Below are 15,512 nucleotides of genomic sequence, written 5' to 3'. Positions count from 1 at the left end.
CGCCCGTAACGATGGTTTATATTTTGACGGCAGGTCTCCTGGCTCACGGATTTACGTCACTCACCTGCCTTCCCGTATTCCGGAGAATACAGTGGCATGACGCCTTCAAGCGTCACGGGGATGAACGACAATCCGCTTACAGTTGCGGGGGCAGCCACGGCATTGGACGAAAAAATCGCCCGCACCATGTTCCCTATTAATCCCTTCGCCTTTCGGCTGCAGGAACCGTCGCTTTCTCACATAAGGGGCAAGAGGCGGGGCGTCAATTGCGATCGTGTCGCAGCTCAACACAAAGTCAGAACAGGGAAGGACCGGCCAGCGCAAAAACTCTCGCCGTGCCGGAGCCCGTGGGCTGCGGTTCGTCTTTCGTCATGGTCGTCAGCGTTTCGATCGCCACCAGGCCGGATTGCGCAAGAAAATCAGCGAAGGGACCGCTGTCGCGCACGGCATCGAGACGGACAAGCTGTTCTTCCAGATCGACAAAATGCCGCCTGACGAGCGCAATCGCATCCATTTCCTCCACGGCAACGACCGGACCGATGATGTGGCCTCGCCCCGCCGCCCGGCACAGCGCAAAGGCGACAAGCCGGCCGGTCTCGAACAGACCGTAACCCGTCTTTTCCCTGAGAAGGCGCGACAGGACACTGCTGCGCGAAACGCCGAAAGCCACCCGGTCCAGGTCAGCCACATCGGCAAGGTGTTCTTCGGATAGCGGCTCAATTTTCTGTTTTTTGCCAATGGGCGACATCTCCGCCGGGCATTGCGCCTTTCCCCGAAACAGATGCACTTTTTCCGTCTCTCCGGCGAAACCCAGCCCGGCAAATAACCGCCTCGACTCATCCGTGGCATTGAGCCGGAGCGATACGGCAGGGAACTTCGCCAGAAGCCGCCGCACCAGCCAAGGTGCCACGCCCTGCCCCTGCAGGCGCGGCGAAACGATGACCATGCCGAGTGTTGCGAAACCCTCATCATAGGGAAACAGCATCGCGGTTGCGACCACGCGATCAATTTCGTCAAGTGCAGCGAGGCCAACGCCGCATTGCCGCAGAAAACACCATTCGTTCGCGTGATATCGCCACCCCACAGCCATGGAAAGAGCGTGCAGATGATCGGCCTCGACATCGGCGATATCCACGGTCCGCAACTCGAAACTATCGACCTTGAGCAGCTCCATAGCAAACGGCTCTCATTTCCTCCGGCGCGGAACCTTGATCCCGGCAGCCCAGCCACGACATCCGAAGATAACCAGCCTTGCCAGCACGAATTTTCCGAAAGCACTGGAAGGACACAACAATCTACCGAAATCATCCGCATTTCAGCAGATAAACGCCGCTCACCACTTTAAGCTTTCGACGTTGAAACGACGGGGGCAGCCGTGAACGCAATCGAAATTCTGGAGCGTCTTGTCGGCTTCCCATCGGTCGTCGGAACCGCCAATGGCGATATCGCCGGATGGATCGCCGACTATCTGGAAAATCACGGCGCGAAAGTATCGCTGCTTGCCGGCCCTGAAGGCGACCGCGCCAATCTCTTCGCGAGCTTCGGCCCGACGGATGTCGCCGGATACATCCTCTCCGGCCATATGGACGTGGTGCCCGCCGGTGAGCCCGAATGGTCCTCCGATCCCTTCACGCTGAGAGCCGAAGGCGAGCGTGTTTACGGACGCGGAACCACCGACATGAAGGGTTTTCTCGCCACTGTTCTCGCCGCAGCACCGACATTTTCGCGCCTGGCACTGAAGCGACCCGTGCATATCGCCTTTTCCTATGACGAGGAGGCGGGTTGCCGCGGCGTGCCGCACATGATCGCCCGATTGCCGGAACTATGCGCAAAACCGGCGGGCGCGATCATCGGCGAACCGAGCAATCTGCGCGCCGTGCGCGCCCACAAGGGCAAGGCCGCCGCGCGCATCACCATTCGCGGCCGCTCCGGTCATTCGTCGCGACCCGATCAGGGCATCAACGCCATTCATCTGATGGCTGACATCATGGCAAAGGCGGTCGCAACAGCGCAGGCACTGACACATGGCCCCTTCGAAACGACCTTCGAGCCTCCCTACTCTTCCCTGCAGATCGGCACGGTGAGGGGCGGACAGGCGCTCAACATCATCCCCGATCATTGCGCCATCGAACTGGAAGCCCGCGCGATTGCCGGTGTGTCGCCGATCGCACTGCTTCAGCCGGTGCGCGATGGCGTGCAGGCGCTTGCCGCCAAGGGCATCGATATCGAATGGGCGCCGATGAGCGACTATCCGGCATTGTCCCTCGCCGCCGATGCGCCGCTCGCAAAGCTTCTGGAAGAGTTGACCGGCGCTCCCTGCATTCCCGCCGTCAGCTATGGCACGGAGGCCGGCCTTTTCCAGGCGGCCGGCGTCGACGCCATCATCTGCGGCCCGGGCGACATCGGCCGCGCCCACAAGCCGGATGAATATATCACCGCCGGTGAGCTGGCGGCCTGCCAGTCAATGCTGGAAGCACTGGCAAACCGCTGCACGGCTTGAACCTTCGGAACATGGATTCAGATGACGTTTTTCTTCAATTCCGACGCCAGGCGCGGCGAAATTTTCCGGCAGGCCCTGGCCCGCGACCTGCCGGAACTGCCCTTTTCGATGGATGCCGCAAGCGTAGATCCGGATGCAGTTCGATACCTCATCAGCTGGACGGTGCCCGAGGATATAGGCCGCTACCGCAATCTCGAAATCCTGTTCTCGATCGGCGCCGGTGTCGACCAGTTTCATATCGACGCAATCCCCTCCCATGTGAAGGTCGTGCGCATGGTGGATGAGGGCATCATCCGCATGATGCAGGAATATGTCAGCCTCGGCGTGCTGGCGCTTCACCGCAATTTGCCCGCCTATTTGGGCCAGCAGCGTCAAGGCCTGTGGAAGGCCCTGCCCCAGCGCCAGGCGGAAGAATGCCGGGTGGGCGTTCTCGGCCTCGGCATGCTGGGCGTTGCAGCGCTGGAACGGCTGAAACCCTTCGGTTTTCCGCTGTCCGGCTGGAGCCGCTCACCGCGCGAGATCGATGGCGTGACCTGCCATCATGGCGAGGCCGGATTGGCGACGATCCTCACGACAAGCGATATTCTCGTCTGCCTGCTGCCGCTGACGGAGGAGACCACGGGTCTTTTGAACAGCGAACGTCTCGCAATGCTTCCCGACGGCGCGGGGCTGGTCCACGCCGGACGCGGCAGGCAGCTCGATCACAACGCCCTCCTCGACGCGCTGGATAGCGGCAGGCTTTCCGGCGCGGTGCTCGACGTCACCGAGCCCGAACCGCTGCCGGAAGACCATCGTTTCTGGACGCACCCTAAAATTCTCCTGACGCCGCATATCGCCAGCGTCACCCAGCCACATTCGGCAGCGCGCACCGTTGTCGAGAACATCAAACGATACCAGTCCGGTCTCGAGCCGCTCGGCCTCGTCGATCGCAACCGCGGATATTAACCCACCCGTTCCAGGAAAGGACACCCATGCCGCTTCTCAAGACCATCGACACCAATCCCGCCTTCGAACCGAAGGCCTCCAAGGCCCTGCCCGAACGCCTCATCTCCGGCGACCCGGCCTTCAAGACCTGGGCGCTGGACGAAGCCCGCAACGGCACTGTCCACACCGGCATCTGGGAAGCGACCCCGGGCGAAAGCCGCTCGATCAAGGGCGAGACCTTCGAATTCTGCCATATTCTCGAAGGCGTCATCGAAATCACGCCGGAAGGCGGCGCACCGCTGCGTTACACGGCGGGTGACAGCTTCGTCATGAAGCCGGGTTTCGTTGGTGTTTGGAAGACCATCGAGACCGTGCGCAAGATCTACGTCACCGTGAACGGATGAGCTGAAATCCTGCATTTTCGGCATCACCCGTGAAGGTTCGTGCCGGGAAAATGCCGGCGGACATGCGCACCGAAGATTGCTCTGTCCGCCGGCGGCAAAACAGGATTTTCGTTCACCGCCCCCGCCGCAGTCGGTCGATGCTGCTTGCCATCCGGGATTAGCCTTGAGGCATATCCACAGGGGATTTCCCATGACGCTCAGCTTCGATCCAGACAGCCTGTCTTTGCCTATCGGCCATTTCATCGGTGGCCGGTTGATCCCGGCTCAAAATGGCATCGACATGCACCGCCCGTCGGACGGCATCGAATATGCCGGTTGCCCCAGGGCGGATGCCGCACTGGTCGATGAGGCGGTCCAGACCGCCAAGGCCGCGCTGAAAAGCAGTAACTGGGGTGGCGTGCGCCCGCGTGAACGCACGAAGGTTCTGCAGCGCTGGGCCGACCTGATCGAGCAGGAAGCCGAGACGCTGGCGAAGATCGAAGCGCTGTCCTCTACACGGCCCGTCGGCCAGCTGATTGCCGGCGACATCGCCGTGACCGCCGAACAGATCCGCTTCTTCGCCGAATTCGCCGACAAGGAAGGCGGCGATCTCGTGCCGACTGACGATGCGAGCCTCGGCATGATCATGACAGAGCCCTATGGCGTGGTCGGCGCGATTACGCCGTGGAATTTCCCCGTCTCAATGGCTGGCTGGAAACTCGGCCCGGCGCTCGCGGCCGGCAATGCCGTGGTGCTCAAACCATCGGAAATGACGCCTTTCTCCAGCATTTTCATGGCTGAACTGGCCATCAAGGCCGGCCTGCCCGCCGGCCTCATCAACATCGTGCTGGGCGACGGGCCAGTGACGGGCAACGCCATCACCGGCCATCCCGAGATTTCCAAGGTCAGCTTCACCGGCTCGACAGCAGCCGGAGCCGCCATCATGGCGAATGTCGCCCGCACCGGCATCAAGCCCATGACGCTGGAACTGGGTGGCAAAAGCCCGCAGCTGGTGTTTGCCGATGCCGATATCGAAAAGGCAGCCGCCGCGATCGCCGGCAATATTCTCTCCAATGCGGGACAGGCCTGCGTCGCCGGCTCGCGCATCATCGTTGAGGAAAGTGCGGCCGACGCCCTTTCCGCTGCGATCATCGCCCGCATGAAGGCGGTAAAGCCCGGTCCGACCTGGGACGAGGCCACCCAATATTCGCCGATCATCTCCGAAGTTCAGCGCCAGCGTATCGACGGCATTGTGCAGGCAGCCGTCGCCCATGGCGGTGAATGCCTGACGGGCGGCGCGATCATGGATGGTCCCGGCTATTTTTACCAGCCGACGCTGATCGCCAATGTCGACCAGACCTCGCCCGCCGTTACCGAGGAAATCTTCGGACCGGTGCTGACGCTGCAGACGTTCCGCACGGAAGAAGAGGCTCTGGCGCTTTCCGATCATCCGACCTACGGTCTGGCGGCGGGCCTTTTCAGCCGCGACGTCTCGCGCGTCCTGCGCCTGTCGCGCGCGATCCAGGCGGGAACGATCTGGGTTAATCGTTACGGGCGTTCGCGCGATCACATCCTGCCGACCGGCGGTTACAAGCGTTCCGGCATCGGCAAGGATCTTGGTCGGGAGGCCTATCTCGCCAACCGCAAGAGCAAAAGCGTCCTCATCGGACTGTAACAGGGGAATTCTCTTGAAAACGCATCGCATCGCACTCATTCCCGGGGACGGCATCGGCCAAAGCGTGACGGACGCCGCGTGGCAGGTTCTCAACGCCGTCGCCAAAACCTCCGGTTTTGCGCTTGAAGGAACGGAATTCCCCTGGTCCTGCGCCTTCTACAAGGAAACCGGGGCGATGATGCCGAAGGACGGCATCGAAACGCTGCGCGGCTTCGACGCCATTCTGCTCGGCGCCGTCGGCTGGCCGGCGGAAGTGCCTGACTCTGTGTCGCTGCATGGCCTGCTGCTGCCGATCCGCAAGGCTTTCGTGCAATATGCCAATATCCGCCCGCATCGGCTTCTGCCCGGCGTGCAAGGCCCCTTGAAGGCCGATGGCTTCGACATTCTGTGCATTCGCGAAAACACGGAAGGCGAATATTCCGGCGCCGGCGGCCGCGTGCATCAGGGCACGGAGGACGAGGTGGCCGTCGAAACCTCGATCTTCACCCGCAAGGGCGTGGAGCGGATTTTGCGTTTCGGCTTCGAACAGGCGCAGAAGCGTCGCGGCAAGCTCGCCTCCATCACCAAGTCCAATGCCCAGAAATATTCGATGGTGTTCTGGGACGAGGTGACCCACAAGCTTGCGGCGGAATATCCTGACGTCGAGGTTTCAAGTTACCATATCGACGCCATGGCGGCGCGCATGGTGATGGCGCCGGAAAGCCTTGATGTCGTGGTCGCTTCCAACCTCTTCGGTGACATTCTGACCGATCTCGGCGCCGCCATTCAGGGGGGCCTTGGTTTTGCCGCTTCCGCCAATATCAATCCCGACCGCACCGCCCCCTCGATGTTCGAGCCGGTTCATGGTTCAGCCCCCGACATCGCCCATCTCGGCATCGCCAACCCCATCGCTGCCATCTGGTCCGGCGCGATGATGCTCGAGCATCTTGGCGAAAAGGATGCCGCCGAAAAGATCATGAGGGCGCTGGAAACGGCGACCGGCCGCGGCATCGGCACGGTACCCGGCAAGGACAAGACGGACACCATCACCGCCGCGGTTCTTGCGGCACTCGCCTGATTTCGGAGAATTATGATGCAGGGCTTGAAGGACAAGGAACTCTTTCGCCAGACGGGTTTGATCGGCGGCGCTTGGAAAGCGGCAGCATCGGGCAAGGTGGTGGATGTCACCGATCCGGCGACGCAGGCGGTGATCGGCACTGTGCCGGATATGGGCGGCGCAGAGACCCGCGCGGCAATCGAGGCCGCCAACGCCGCCTTCGGGCCATGGAAGAAAAAGACCCATGCCGAGCGTGCCGCGCTGCTTGAAAAATGGTTCGCGCTGATGATCGAGAATATCGACGATCTCGGCCTGATCCTGACCATCGAACAGGGCAAGCCGCTTGACGAAGCCAAGGGCGAAATCCGCTACGGCGCATCCTTCGTCAAATGGTTTGCGGAAGAGGCCCGGCGCATCGGCGGCACCACCATTCCTTCACCAACGCCGGACCGGCGCATCGTGGTGCTAAAGGAGCCTGTCGGCGTCTGCGGCATCATCACGCCGTGGAATTTCCCGAATGCGATGATCACCCGCAAGGTTGCGCCCGCGCTCGCCACCGGCTGCACCGTCGTCATCAAGCCGTCGGAATTCACACCCTATTCGGCGCTGGCGCTTGGTGTGCTCGCCGAACGGGCGGGCATTCCCACGGGCGTCATCAACATCGTCACCGGCATGCCGACGGATATCGGCAATGAAATCATGGCCAACGAGACGGTTCGGAAAATTTCCTTCACCGGCTCCACCCGCGTTGGCTCGCTTCTGATGCGCGGCGCTGCCGATAGCGTCAAGCGGCTGTCGCTGGAACTCGGCGGCAATGCGCCCTTCATCGTTTTTGATGATGCCGATCTCGATCTCGCCATCGAAGGCGCGCTCGTTTCGAAGTTCCGCAATGGCGGCCAGACCTGCGTCTGCGCCAACCGTATTCTCGTGCAGTCGAGCGTTTACGACGCCTTTGCGAAAAAGCTGGCGGATCGCGTCGACGCCATGCGGGTCGGCCCCGGAACGGAAGCGGGCGTCTCCATCGGCCCGATGATCAACGAACCGGCCATCGCAAAAATTCGCGCCCATATCGATGACGCCGTTGCCAAGGGCGCAACCATCATCACCAGGCCGCGCAACCTGCCGGAAGGCCCGCAATATACCGCACCCGTGGTGTTGACGGGCGCAACGACGGCAATGCAGCTGGCTAGCGAAGAGACCTTCGGACCGGTCGCGCCGCTCTTCCGTTTCGAGACGGAAGAAGAAGCGCTCGCCATTGCCAATGGCACGCCCTTCGGCCTTGCCGCCTATTTCTACACCGAGAGCCTCAAGCGCGCATGGCGGGTGGGTGAAGCGCTGGAATTCGGCATGGTCGGCCTCAATACCGGGCTGATCTCCACCGAGGTCGCCCCCTTCGGTGGCGTCAAGCAATCCGGCCTTGGCCGCGAAGGCGCGCAGATCGGCATCGAGGAATATCTGGAAACGAAGACGTTTCATATCGGTGGGCTTGCCTGACGCCCGCTTCTTCCTCCCCGCCTAAAGGGCCGCTCTGCGGCCCTTCTTTTTTACACAAAAAAGCGGCCCTGAGGCCGCAGTGCGATTGATGCGAAGTCCGAAAACCTCCCCTCGCTCGTCATGCTCGGGCCTGTCCCGAGCATCTGCAACGGTTTGATTTTACGAGACGTGATTGGATCCTCGGGACAAGCCCGAGGATGACGTCAAATCTGGGTGAGGCTTTGTCTGACGGAAGGCCATCGCCTTCTACTGAAACTTGTCCAGCATCTTATAATAATAACCCACCAGCGGCAGGAACCAGGGCTTGCCGAAATGACCCGGCACCGCCGGCCAATCGAGCCCCTTCAGCGGGTTCCTGTCCGGCCGTCCCAGAATGGCGTCGGCCATGATCATGCCGAGATGGGTGGAAAGCTGCGCGCCATGGCCGGAATAGCCCATCGCATACCACACGCCGTCATGAAAACCGGCACGCGGATAACGGTCCTTGGTCATATCGACCAGACCACCCCAGCAATAATCGATCGGCACATGCGAAAGCTGCGGAAAGATGCGATGCAGGCTTTCCGTCAGGATCGCGCCGCTCTTGGCATCCGAACGCTGGTCCGAGGTCGCGGAAAAACGGGCTCGGCCGCCGAAGATCAAGCGATTATCCGGCGCCAGACGAAAATAATTGCCTATGTTCATGGAGTTGACATAGGTGCGGTTGCCCGGAACCGAAGCCTTGATCTCGGCATCCGTCAGCGGCCGCGTGGCGATGATGAAACTGCCGACCGCGATGATACGCCGGCGGAAATAACCGAAGCCGGACGGCGTATAAGCGCCGGTCGCGACCAGCACATTGTCGGCCGTCACCGTGCCGCGCGGGGTTTCGAGCTCATGAAGTTTGCCGTTCTGGGTGTGTTTCGTCACGGCAGCATTTTCGAAAATCACCGCGCCATGACGGCTGGCGGCCTCGGCAAGGCCGGCGACATAACGGCCCATATGCATCATGGCGCTCTTCTTCGAGAGCATCGCGCCGTAAAAGGGCGAGCCGATCTCCGCCTTCAGATCCGCCTCGGACAAAAGCGCCGTATCGGGATCGACCTCGGCGTGAAGCGCCTCGAAATTTTTAGCCAGGCCTTCGAAATGCTGCGGCTTGGAAGCAAGCTTCAGCTTGCCCGAGCGGCGGAAATTGCAGTCTATGCCCTCCTCCGCGATCAACGCCTCCAGCGTGTCGATCGAATCGTCCAGCGCCCTGTAAAGGGCGATGGCGCGTTCCTTGCCGAGTTCCGCCCTGGCGGAAAGATAGGAGTGGGCAAGACCATTATTGAGGTGCCCGCCATTACGGCCGGAGGCACCCCAGCCGACCCGCTGCCCTTCGAGGACAACCACGCGCGCACCCGCTTTCGCGAGCTGGCGCGCCGCACCGAGACCGGTGAAACCGCCGCCGATGACGGCCACATCATAGTGGCCCTCCACAGGTCCCTCCGCCGCTCCCGAAAACAGGGGAGCGGTGTCGTGCCAGTAGGAGACGAGCTTCATGGTCATGGTCCTTTCCTTACAGTCCGACGACACCCGCAAGACCGGAAATATCGGCAATTTCCACATAACCATAATAGGGGTTTGCGGGCTCGTGACCGCGATTGACCCAGACCTTGTTCTTGATGCCGAGATCATGGGCCGACATCAGGTCGTAGCGGAAGGAGGAAGAAACATGCAGCATGTCCTCCGGCCCGCAGCCCAGCATGTCGAACATATATTCGAACGCCTGGAAGCGCGGCTTGTAGGCCTGCGCCTGCTCGGCGGTGTAGACCGCGTGGAAAGGCGCGCCGAGTTTCTCGACATTCGACATGATCTGCGAATTCATGGCGTTGGACAGGATGACGAGGGGAATTTCCTTCGCCACCTTGGCAAGACCGGCCGGAACGTCGGCATGCGGACCCCAGGTTGGAACGCGCTCGTAAACGAAAGTGGCGTCTTCATCCTTGAAGGTAACGCCGTTGCGCTTGCAGCTGCGCGAAAGAGAATTATGGACCACCTCGGCATAGGGCTTCCAGGCACCCATGATCTCGTCCAGACGGTAAGCCGCGAAATTCTTGATGAACTGCTGCATCTGCGCTTCGTCCAGGCGATCGCCATAGAGATCGCGGGCGGCTTCGGCCATCTGGAAATTGATCAGCGTGCCGTAGCAATCAAAGGAGATGTATTTCGGGCGGAAGATGGTCATGTCGTCGTCATCCTTGCTTGGGGATCGGCCGTGCCGGAATAAACTGATCATAGAAAGCCTTTGCCCGGTCGGCGCACCGCAATTGCCATTCGCGGAAGCAGATTGTTGCGTATGCAGCCGCCAGTTTGGCAGAGAGTTGCGTTGGGGCAAACCGAAAGCCGTCGCCCGCCCCAGGTTTACCGGCTGGCGCGGACAGGATGCGGCATAAGATGCGGCGGTGGATAAAAGCAACAGCGAAACATATCGAACCTTCCCATTTGTCGGGACAATCTTCTTCCGGCATCAGTCTATCAATGAAGAGTGAGAACAAACGGAGTTCCGGCATGCAAGCGAGCCTGATCGATATCCAACCATTTCAACCGGAGCATCTCGATGCGGCCGTTGAACTTTCCCGTCAGGCCGGATGGCCGCACCGGAAAGAAGACTGGGCGCTGGTCCTCTCTTTAAGCAAAGGTTTCGTCGCCCTTGAAGACGGTCGTGTTGTCGGAACCGCCATGGCGACGCTGCTCGGCGAAACCTGCGCCACCGTCAATATGGTGATCGTGGATGAGAGCATGCGCGGCCGCGGCCTCGGGCGCCAGCTGATGCAGGCGGCGCTGGATGCAGCGGAAAATCGCGAGTGCCGTCTTGTCGCCACGGCCGACGGCCTGCCGCTCTACGAAAAGCTGGGCTTTGCCGCCTGCGGCGAGGTGCGCCAGCATCAAGGCATTCCTTCTGCGGCCGAACGCCCGGTCGGCGTGGCCTGGGTGGATAGTATTGACCCGGCCGGACTTGCGGCGCTGGATGCGCAGGCTTTCGGCGCAGATCGCGCGGCGCTCTTTGCGGAACTTGCCAGCCGGGCGCGTTTCGCGCTTGTGCGGGAACAGGGCGTCATCAAGGGTTTTGCCGCCCTGCGCGCCTTCGGACGTGGTGAAGTCATCGGCCCGGTCGTGGCGGAAGATGTTGAAATCGCAAAAGATTTGATTACCTTCATCTTGTCCGAACGGGCGGGCGCATTCCTGCGCGTCGATACCACGGTGGATACTGGCCTTGCCCCCTGGCTGGCCGAACACGGCCTTGCCCATGTCGGCGGCGGCATCGCCATGCGCCGGCCGAAAGCCGACATCTCAGCCGACAAGAAATTCAGAACCTTCGCATTGACCAGCCAGGCACTCGGCTGAATCTGGAGAGACCCATGTTAAGCAATTCACTGATCGAACTGGACCGCGCCCATCTGGTGCACCCCGTCTCCTCCTTCCGCGGCCATGAAAAGCTCGGCGTGCGGGTGCTGAAATCGGCAAGTGGCGCAACCGTCACCGACATGACCGGCCATCAGCTGATCGACGGTTTTGCCGGCCTCTGGTGCGTCAATGCCGGTTACGGGCACGACAGCATCGTCGAAGCGGCGGCAAAGCAGATGCGTGAATTGCCCTATGCCACCGCCTATTTCGACATTGGCAGCGAACCGGCGATCCGGCTGGCCTCAGAACTTGCCGACCGCGCACCGGGAGATCTCAACCACGTCTATTTCACGCTTGGCGGTTCGGACGCCGTGGACAGCACAATCCGGTTCATCCGTTATTACTGGCATGCGAAAGGCCAGCCGCAGCGCGACCAGTTCATTTCCATCGAACAGGGCTATCACGGCTCCACCACCGCCGGCTCGGGCCTCACCGCCCTGCCCGCATTCCATGCGGGTTTCGGTGTACCCTATGACTGGCAGCACAAAATTCCGTCTCATTATGCCTATCGCAATCCGGCTGGCAGCGATCCGGCCGCCATCATTGCATCTTCCCTGCAAATTCTGAAGGACAAGATCGAGGCCATCGGCCCGGACCGGGTCGCCGCCTTTTATGCCGAACCCATTCAGGGCTCGGGCGGCGTCCTGGTGCCGCCGCCGGGCTGGATCAAGGCCATGCGCGAGCTCTGCCGTTCCTATGGCATTCTGTTCGTCGCCGATGAAGTCATCACCGGTTTCGGCCGCACGGGACCGCTCTTTGCCTGTGCTGACGAGGACATCGTGCCCGACTTCATCACCGCCGCAAAAGGCCTCACCTCCGGCTATGTGCCAATGGGCGCCGTCTTCATGGCAGACCATGTTTATGATACAATTGCCGACTTCGCGGGCGAGGCAGCCATTGGGCACGGATATACCTATTCCGCCCACCCCGTCAGCGCCGCCGTCGGTCTCGAAGTGCTGAAACTTTATGAAGGCGGATTACTGGAAAATGGCCGCCGTGCCGGTCAACGGCTGATGGCTGGCCTTGAAGGATTGAGAAGCCACCCGCTGGTGGGCGATGTACGCGGCCGGGGCATGCTGGCCGCCATCGAACTCGTGACCGACAAGGACAAGAAGACGCCCTTGCCGGCCGCAGCCACCCCCGCGCGAAAAGTTTTCGACCGCGCCTGGGAAAACGGCCTCATTGTGCGCGCCTTCGCGAACGGCATCCTCGGCTACGCGCCGCCGCTCTGCTGCACCGATAACGAAATCGATGCCATCGTCGAGCGGACGCTGAAGACGCTCGATCAGACGCTTGAAGACCCCGCAGTGCGGGCGGCGATGGCCTGAGAGGAAAAGCGGGCAGCGTTGCGGCACCCTCTCGAAATGTCGCAACGCACCGCATATTCGCAATATTCTGCCGAACAGCCGATCCATTTCGGCGTATCCAACGTGCTGGAAGTGCCAAACTATCAATGCAAACGGCACTAAACGCCATAAAAAAGGGCGTAATCACAAATGGGAACGGGGCAAGGATCCCGTCCGGGAACAGAATAATCTGCCGCAGGCTCCCCAAGAGGCCGAAGCGGCGAAGCGGAGACCGACATTGCCCAAAAAACTGAGCGACTTCAAATATATGAGCTTCGACGTGGTGGGAACACTCATCGATTTCGAAGGCGGTCTGAAAGCGACGCTTGCCGAGATCGGCACGGAACACGGCGTGGAGGTCGATGGTGAAAAGGCGCTCGCGCTTTATCGCGCAGCCCGTTATTCCGATGCGACAGACCTTTTTCCGGACGATCTCGTCCGCGTTTACCTGATCATCGCTCCCGAACTCGGCCTGCCGGCGGAACGCGCGCTCGGCGAGCGCCTGCGGGACGCGGCAAAAAGCTGGAAAAGCTTTGAAGACAGCCGCGCCGCCATGGCCGAGCTTGCAAAGACGCACCGCCTCATCGCCATGACCAACGCCCAGCGCTGGGCCTTTGAATATTTCTCGAAGGAGCTCGGCAATCCCTTTCACGCCGCCTTCACAGCGGATGACACCGGCACGGAAAAACCGGACCCGGCCTTCTTCGAAAAGGTGTTCGCCTTTGTGGAAAGCGAGGGCGCATCGAAGGACGACATTCTGCACGTCGCGCAAAGCCAGTACCACGATATCGGCATTTCCCGGAAACTCGGCATGACCAATTGCTGGATCGAGCGCCGCCACGCCCAGAAGGGATATGGCGGCACGATCGAGCCGGAAAACTTCACCGAGCCGGATTACCACTTCACCTCGATGGCCGGCCTTGCCGGGGCCGCGAGGCAAACGGGCGGCTGAACCGCTCCGCCCATGGCCTGCCGCGAACTGGGATGCGGCATGCCGGACATTTCTGCTGACGCATTTCAACAAATCATACAAAAGGGGAAGACCATGAGTGACAGAATTACCAACTGGACCCGTTCCGACGATGCCGCCGTTGAACAGGCGATCCGCCGCGGTGCGACGCGGCGTGAGCTGCTTCACATGATGCTGGCGGGCGGCGTTGCCCTTTCCGCCGGCTCGGCCATTCTCGGCCGCGCCTCAAAGGCCGTGGCCGCAACACCGGTATCGGGCGGCACGCTGAAGGCGGCCGGCTGGTCCTCCTCCACCGCCGATACGCTCGACCCGGCAAAAGCCTCGCTTTCGACGGATTATGTCCGTTGCTGCGCGCTTTTTAACCGGCTGAGCTTCCTCGATGCTTCCGGCACGCCGCAGATGGAACTTGCCGAATCCATCGATTCCAAGGACGCCAAGACCTGGACGGTCAAGCTGCGTTCCGGCGTCACCTTCCATGATGGCAAGGCATTGACGGCCGATGACGTGGTCTATTCGCTGAAGCGCCATCTCGATCCCGCCGTCGGCTCCAAGGTCGCCAAGATCGCCGCGCAGATGACCGGCTTCAAGGCAGTCGACAAGAGCACGGTCGAGATCACGCTGGCCAGCGCCAATGCCGACCTGCCGACGATCCTTGCCATGCACCATTTCATGATCGTCGCCGACGGCACGACCGATTTTTCCAAGGGCAACGGCACCGGCGCCTTCAAGCTCGAAAAATTCGAACCGGGCGTGCGCTCGATCATGTCGAAGAACACCAATTACTGGAAATCCGGCGGACCGCATGTCGACAGCTTCGAGTTCTTCGCGATCTCGGACGACAATGCCCGCGTCAACGCCCTTCTTTCCGGTGATATCCAGCTCGCAGCCGCCATCAACCCGCGCGCGCTTCGCCTGCTCGACAAGCAGGAAGGTGTGACCCTGTCGAAGGGAACCTCTGGCAACTACACCAATCTCAACATGCGTCTCGACCAGGCGCCCGGCAACAAGGCCGATTTCATTGCCGGCATGAAGTCGATCGTCAATCGCGAGCAGATCGTCAAGGCGGCCCTTCGTGGTCTCGGCGAAGTGGGCAACGACCAGCCGATCCCGCCGATGAGCCCCTATCACAATCCCGACCTCAAGCCGAAAGCCTTCGATCCCGACAAGGCGAAGTTCCACTTCGAAAAGGCTGGCGTCATCGGCCAGTCCATTCCGGTCATCACTTCGGATGCGGCGAATTCGGCCATCGACATGGCGATGATCATCCAGGCCTCGGCTGCGGAAATCGGCATGAAGCTGGACGTCCAGCGCGTTCCCGCCGATGGTTACTGGAGCAATTACTGGCTGAAGGCGCCGATCCATTTCGGCAACATCAACCCGCGCCCGACGCCGGATATCCTGTTCTCGCTGCTTTACGCATCCGATGCGCCGTGGAATGAAAGCCAGTACAAGTCGCCGAAATTCGACAAGCTGATGCTTGAAGCGCGTGGTTTGCTCGATCTCGAAAAGCGCAAGCAGATCTATTTCGAAATGCAGACGATGATCGCCGACGAAGCCGGCACCATCATCCCTGCCTACCTTACCAATGTGGACGCGATCAGCTCCAAGCTGAAGGGCCTGGAGGCCAATCCGCTCGGCGGCATGATGGGTTACGCCTTTGCGGAATACGTCTGGCTCGAAGCCTGATAAACCATGGAGCCGGGCGTGAAACAACGCCCGGCAACTTTCCGCAGCATGCGGGAAGTCTCCACCATCAGG

The 15,512-nt window shown here is 61.1% G+C and carries 14 protein-coding genes and 1 riboswitch; of the genes, 10 read left to right on the top strand and 4 right to left on the bottom strand.

Annotated elements, in window-relative coordinates:
• Window positions 1-11 precede the first annotated feature (11 nt).
• A riboswitch (cobalamin riboswitch) is annotated at window positions 12-245 on the bottom strand.
• A gap of 50 nt (window positions 246-295) precedes the next feature.
• The gene (locus O3S81_RS09790; protein ID WP_269342743.1) at window positions 296-1,174 is read right to left on the bottom strand and encodes a GNAT family N-acetyltransferase; all 879 of its coding nucleotides are present in this window, start codon (window positions 1,172-1,174) and stop codon (window positions 296-298) included.
• 201 nt (window positions 1,175-1,375) lie between these two features.
• Here O3S81_RS09790 and argE point away from each other — a divergent pair, with 201 nt between their 5' ends.
• The 6 genes from argE to O3S81_RS09760 all read left to right on the top strand — a co-directional run bounded on the left by argE (window position 1,376) and on the right by O3S81_RS09760 (window position 8,012).
• Window positions 1,376-2,500, top strand: a complete 1,125-nt coding sequence (argE, locus tag O3S81_RS09785) for an acetylornithine deacetylase (protein ID WP_269342742.1) — start codon at window positions 1,376-1,378, stop codon at window positions 2,498-2,500.
• 21 nt (window positions 2,501-2,521) lie between these two features.
• Window positions 2,522-3,445, top strand: coding sequence for a 2-hydroxyacid dehydrogenase (locus O3S81_RS09780; protein ID WP_269342741.1), 924 nt, complete (start codon window positions 2,522-2,524; stop codon window positions 3,443-3,445).
• A gap of 26 nt (window positions 3,446-3,471) precedes the next feature.
• A complete protein-coding gene (locus O3S81_RS09775) occupies window positions 3,472-3,828 on the top strand; it encodes a cupin domain-containing protein (protein ID WP_269342740.1) in 357 nt (118 codons plus the stop codon).
• A 190-nt stretch (window positions 3,829-4,018) separates the two neighbouring features.
• Window positions 4,019-5,482 (top strand): aldehyde dehydrogenase family protein, encoded by a 1,464-nt coding sequence (locus O3S81_RS09770; RefSeq protein ID WP_269342738.1) that lies wholly within the window; start codon window positions 4,019-4,021, stop codon window positions 5,480-5,482.
• A 13-nt stretch (window positions 5,483-5,495) separates the two neighbouring features.
• A complete protein-coding gene (locus O3S81_RS09765) occupies window positions 5,496-6,539 on the top strand; it encodes a tartrate dehydrogenase (RefSeq protein WP_269342736.1) in 1,044 nt (347 codons plus the stop codon).
• A gap of 15 nt (window positions 6,540-6,554) precedes the next feature.
• Window positions 6,555-8,012: an NAD-dependent succinate-semialdehyde dehydrogenase gene (locus O3S81_RS09760; RefSeq protein WP_269342734.1), complete on the top strand. Its 1,458-nt coding sequence runs from the start codon at window positions 6,555-6,557 to the stop codon at window positions 8,010-8,012.
• Between the two features lie 246 nt (window positions 8,013-8,258).
• Here O3S81_RS09760 and O3S81_RS09755 read toward each other — a convergent pair whose 3' ends face one another.
• From O3S81_RS09755 to O3S81_RS09745, 3 genes are read right to left on the bottom strand one after another with little or no spacing between them, the layout of a single operon-like run.
• Window positions 8,259-9,533 carry an NAD(P)/FAD-dependent oxidoreductase gene (locus O3S81_RS09755; protein WP_269343498.1) on the bottom strand — a complete coding sequence of 425 codons (1,275 nt, stop codon included), beginning with the start codon at window positions 9,531-9,533 and terminating at the stop codon, window positions 8,259-8,261.
• 16 nt (window positions 9,534-9,549) lie between these two features.
• Window positions 9,550-10,218, bottom strand: a complete 669-nt coding sequence (locus tag O3S81_RS09750; protein ID WP_269342732.1) for a haloacid dehalogenase type II — start codon at window positions 10,216-10,218, stop codon at window positions 9,550-9,552.
• Between the two features lie 7 nt (window positions 10,219-10,225).
• On the bottom strand, window positions 10,226-10,543 hold the full coding sequence (locus O3S81_RS09745; RefSeq protein ID WP_269342730.1) for a hypothetical protein: 318 nt from the start codon (window positions 10,541-10,543) through the stop codon (window positions 10,226-10,228).
• Here O3S81_RS09745 and O3S81_RS09740 point away from each other — a divergent pair.
• From O3S81_RS09740 to O3S81_RS09725, 4 genes are all read left to right on the top strand, one after another.
• Window positions 10,542-11,378, top strand: a complete 837-nt coding sequence (locus tag O3S81_RS09740) for a GNAT family N-acetyltransferase (protein ID WP_269342727.1) — start codon at window positions 10,542-10,544, stop codon at window positions 11,376-11,378. The two genes, O3S81_RS09745 and O3S81_RS09740, sit on opposite strands and share 2 nt — an antisense overlap.
• A gap of 14 nt (window positions 11,379-11,392) precedes the next feature.
• Window positions 11,393-12,766, top strand: coding sequence for an aspartate aminotransferase family protein (locus O3S81_RS09735; protein WP_269342726.1), 1,374 nt, complete (start codon window positions 11,393-11,395; stop codon window positions 12,764-12,766).
• A gap of 256 nt (window positions 12,767-13,022) precedes the next feature.
• A complete protein-coding gene (locus O3S81_RS09730) occupies window positions 13,023-13,736 on the top strand; it encodes an HAD-IA family hydrolase (protein WP_269342724.1) in 714 nt (237 codons plus the stop codon).
• A gap of 93 nt (window positions 13,737-13,829) precedes the next feature.
• On the top strand, window positions 13,830-15,440 hold the full coding sequence (locus tag O3S81_RS09725) for an ABC transporter substrate-binding protein (protein ID WP_269342722.1): 1,611 nt from the start codon (window positions 13,830-13,832) through the stop codon (window positions 15,438-15,440).
• The last annotated feature ends 72 nt before the right edge of the window (window positions 15,441-15,512 follow it).

This window comes from Agrobacterium sp. SOY23, from assembly GCF_027212525.1.
Classification (GTDB): domain Bacteria; phylum Pseudomonadota; class Alphaproteobacteria; order Rhizobiales; family Rhizobiaceae; genus Agrobacterium; species Agrobacterium tumefaciens_I.
This window is presented reverse-complemented; position numbering and strand designations above follow the sequence as displayed.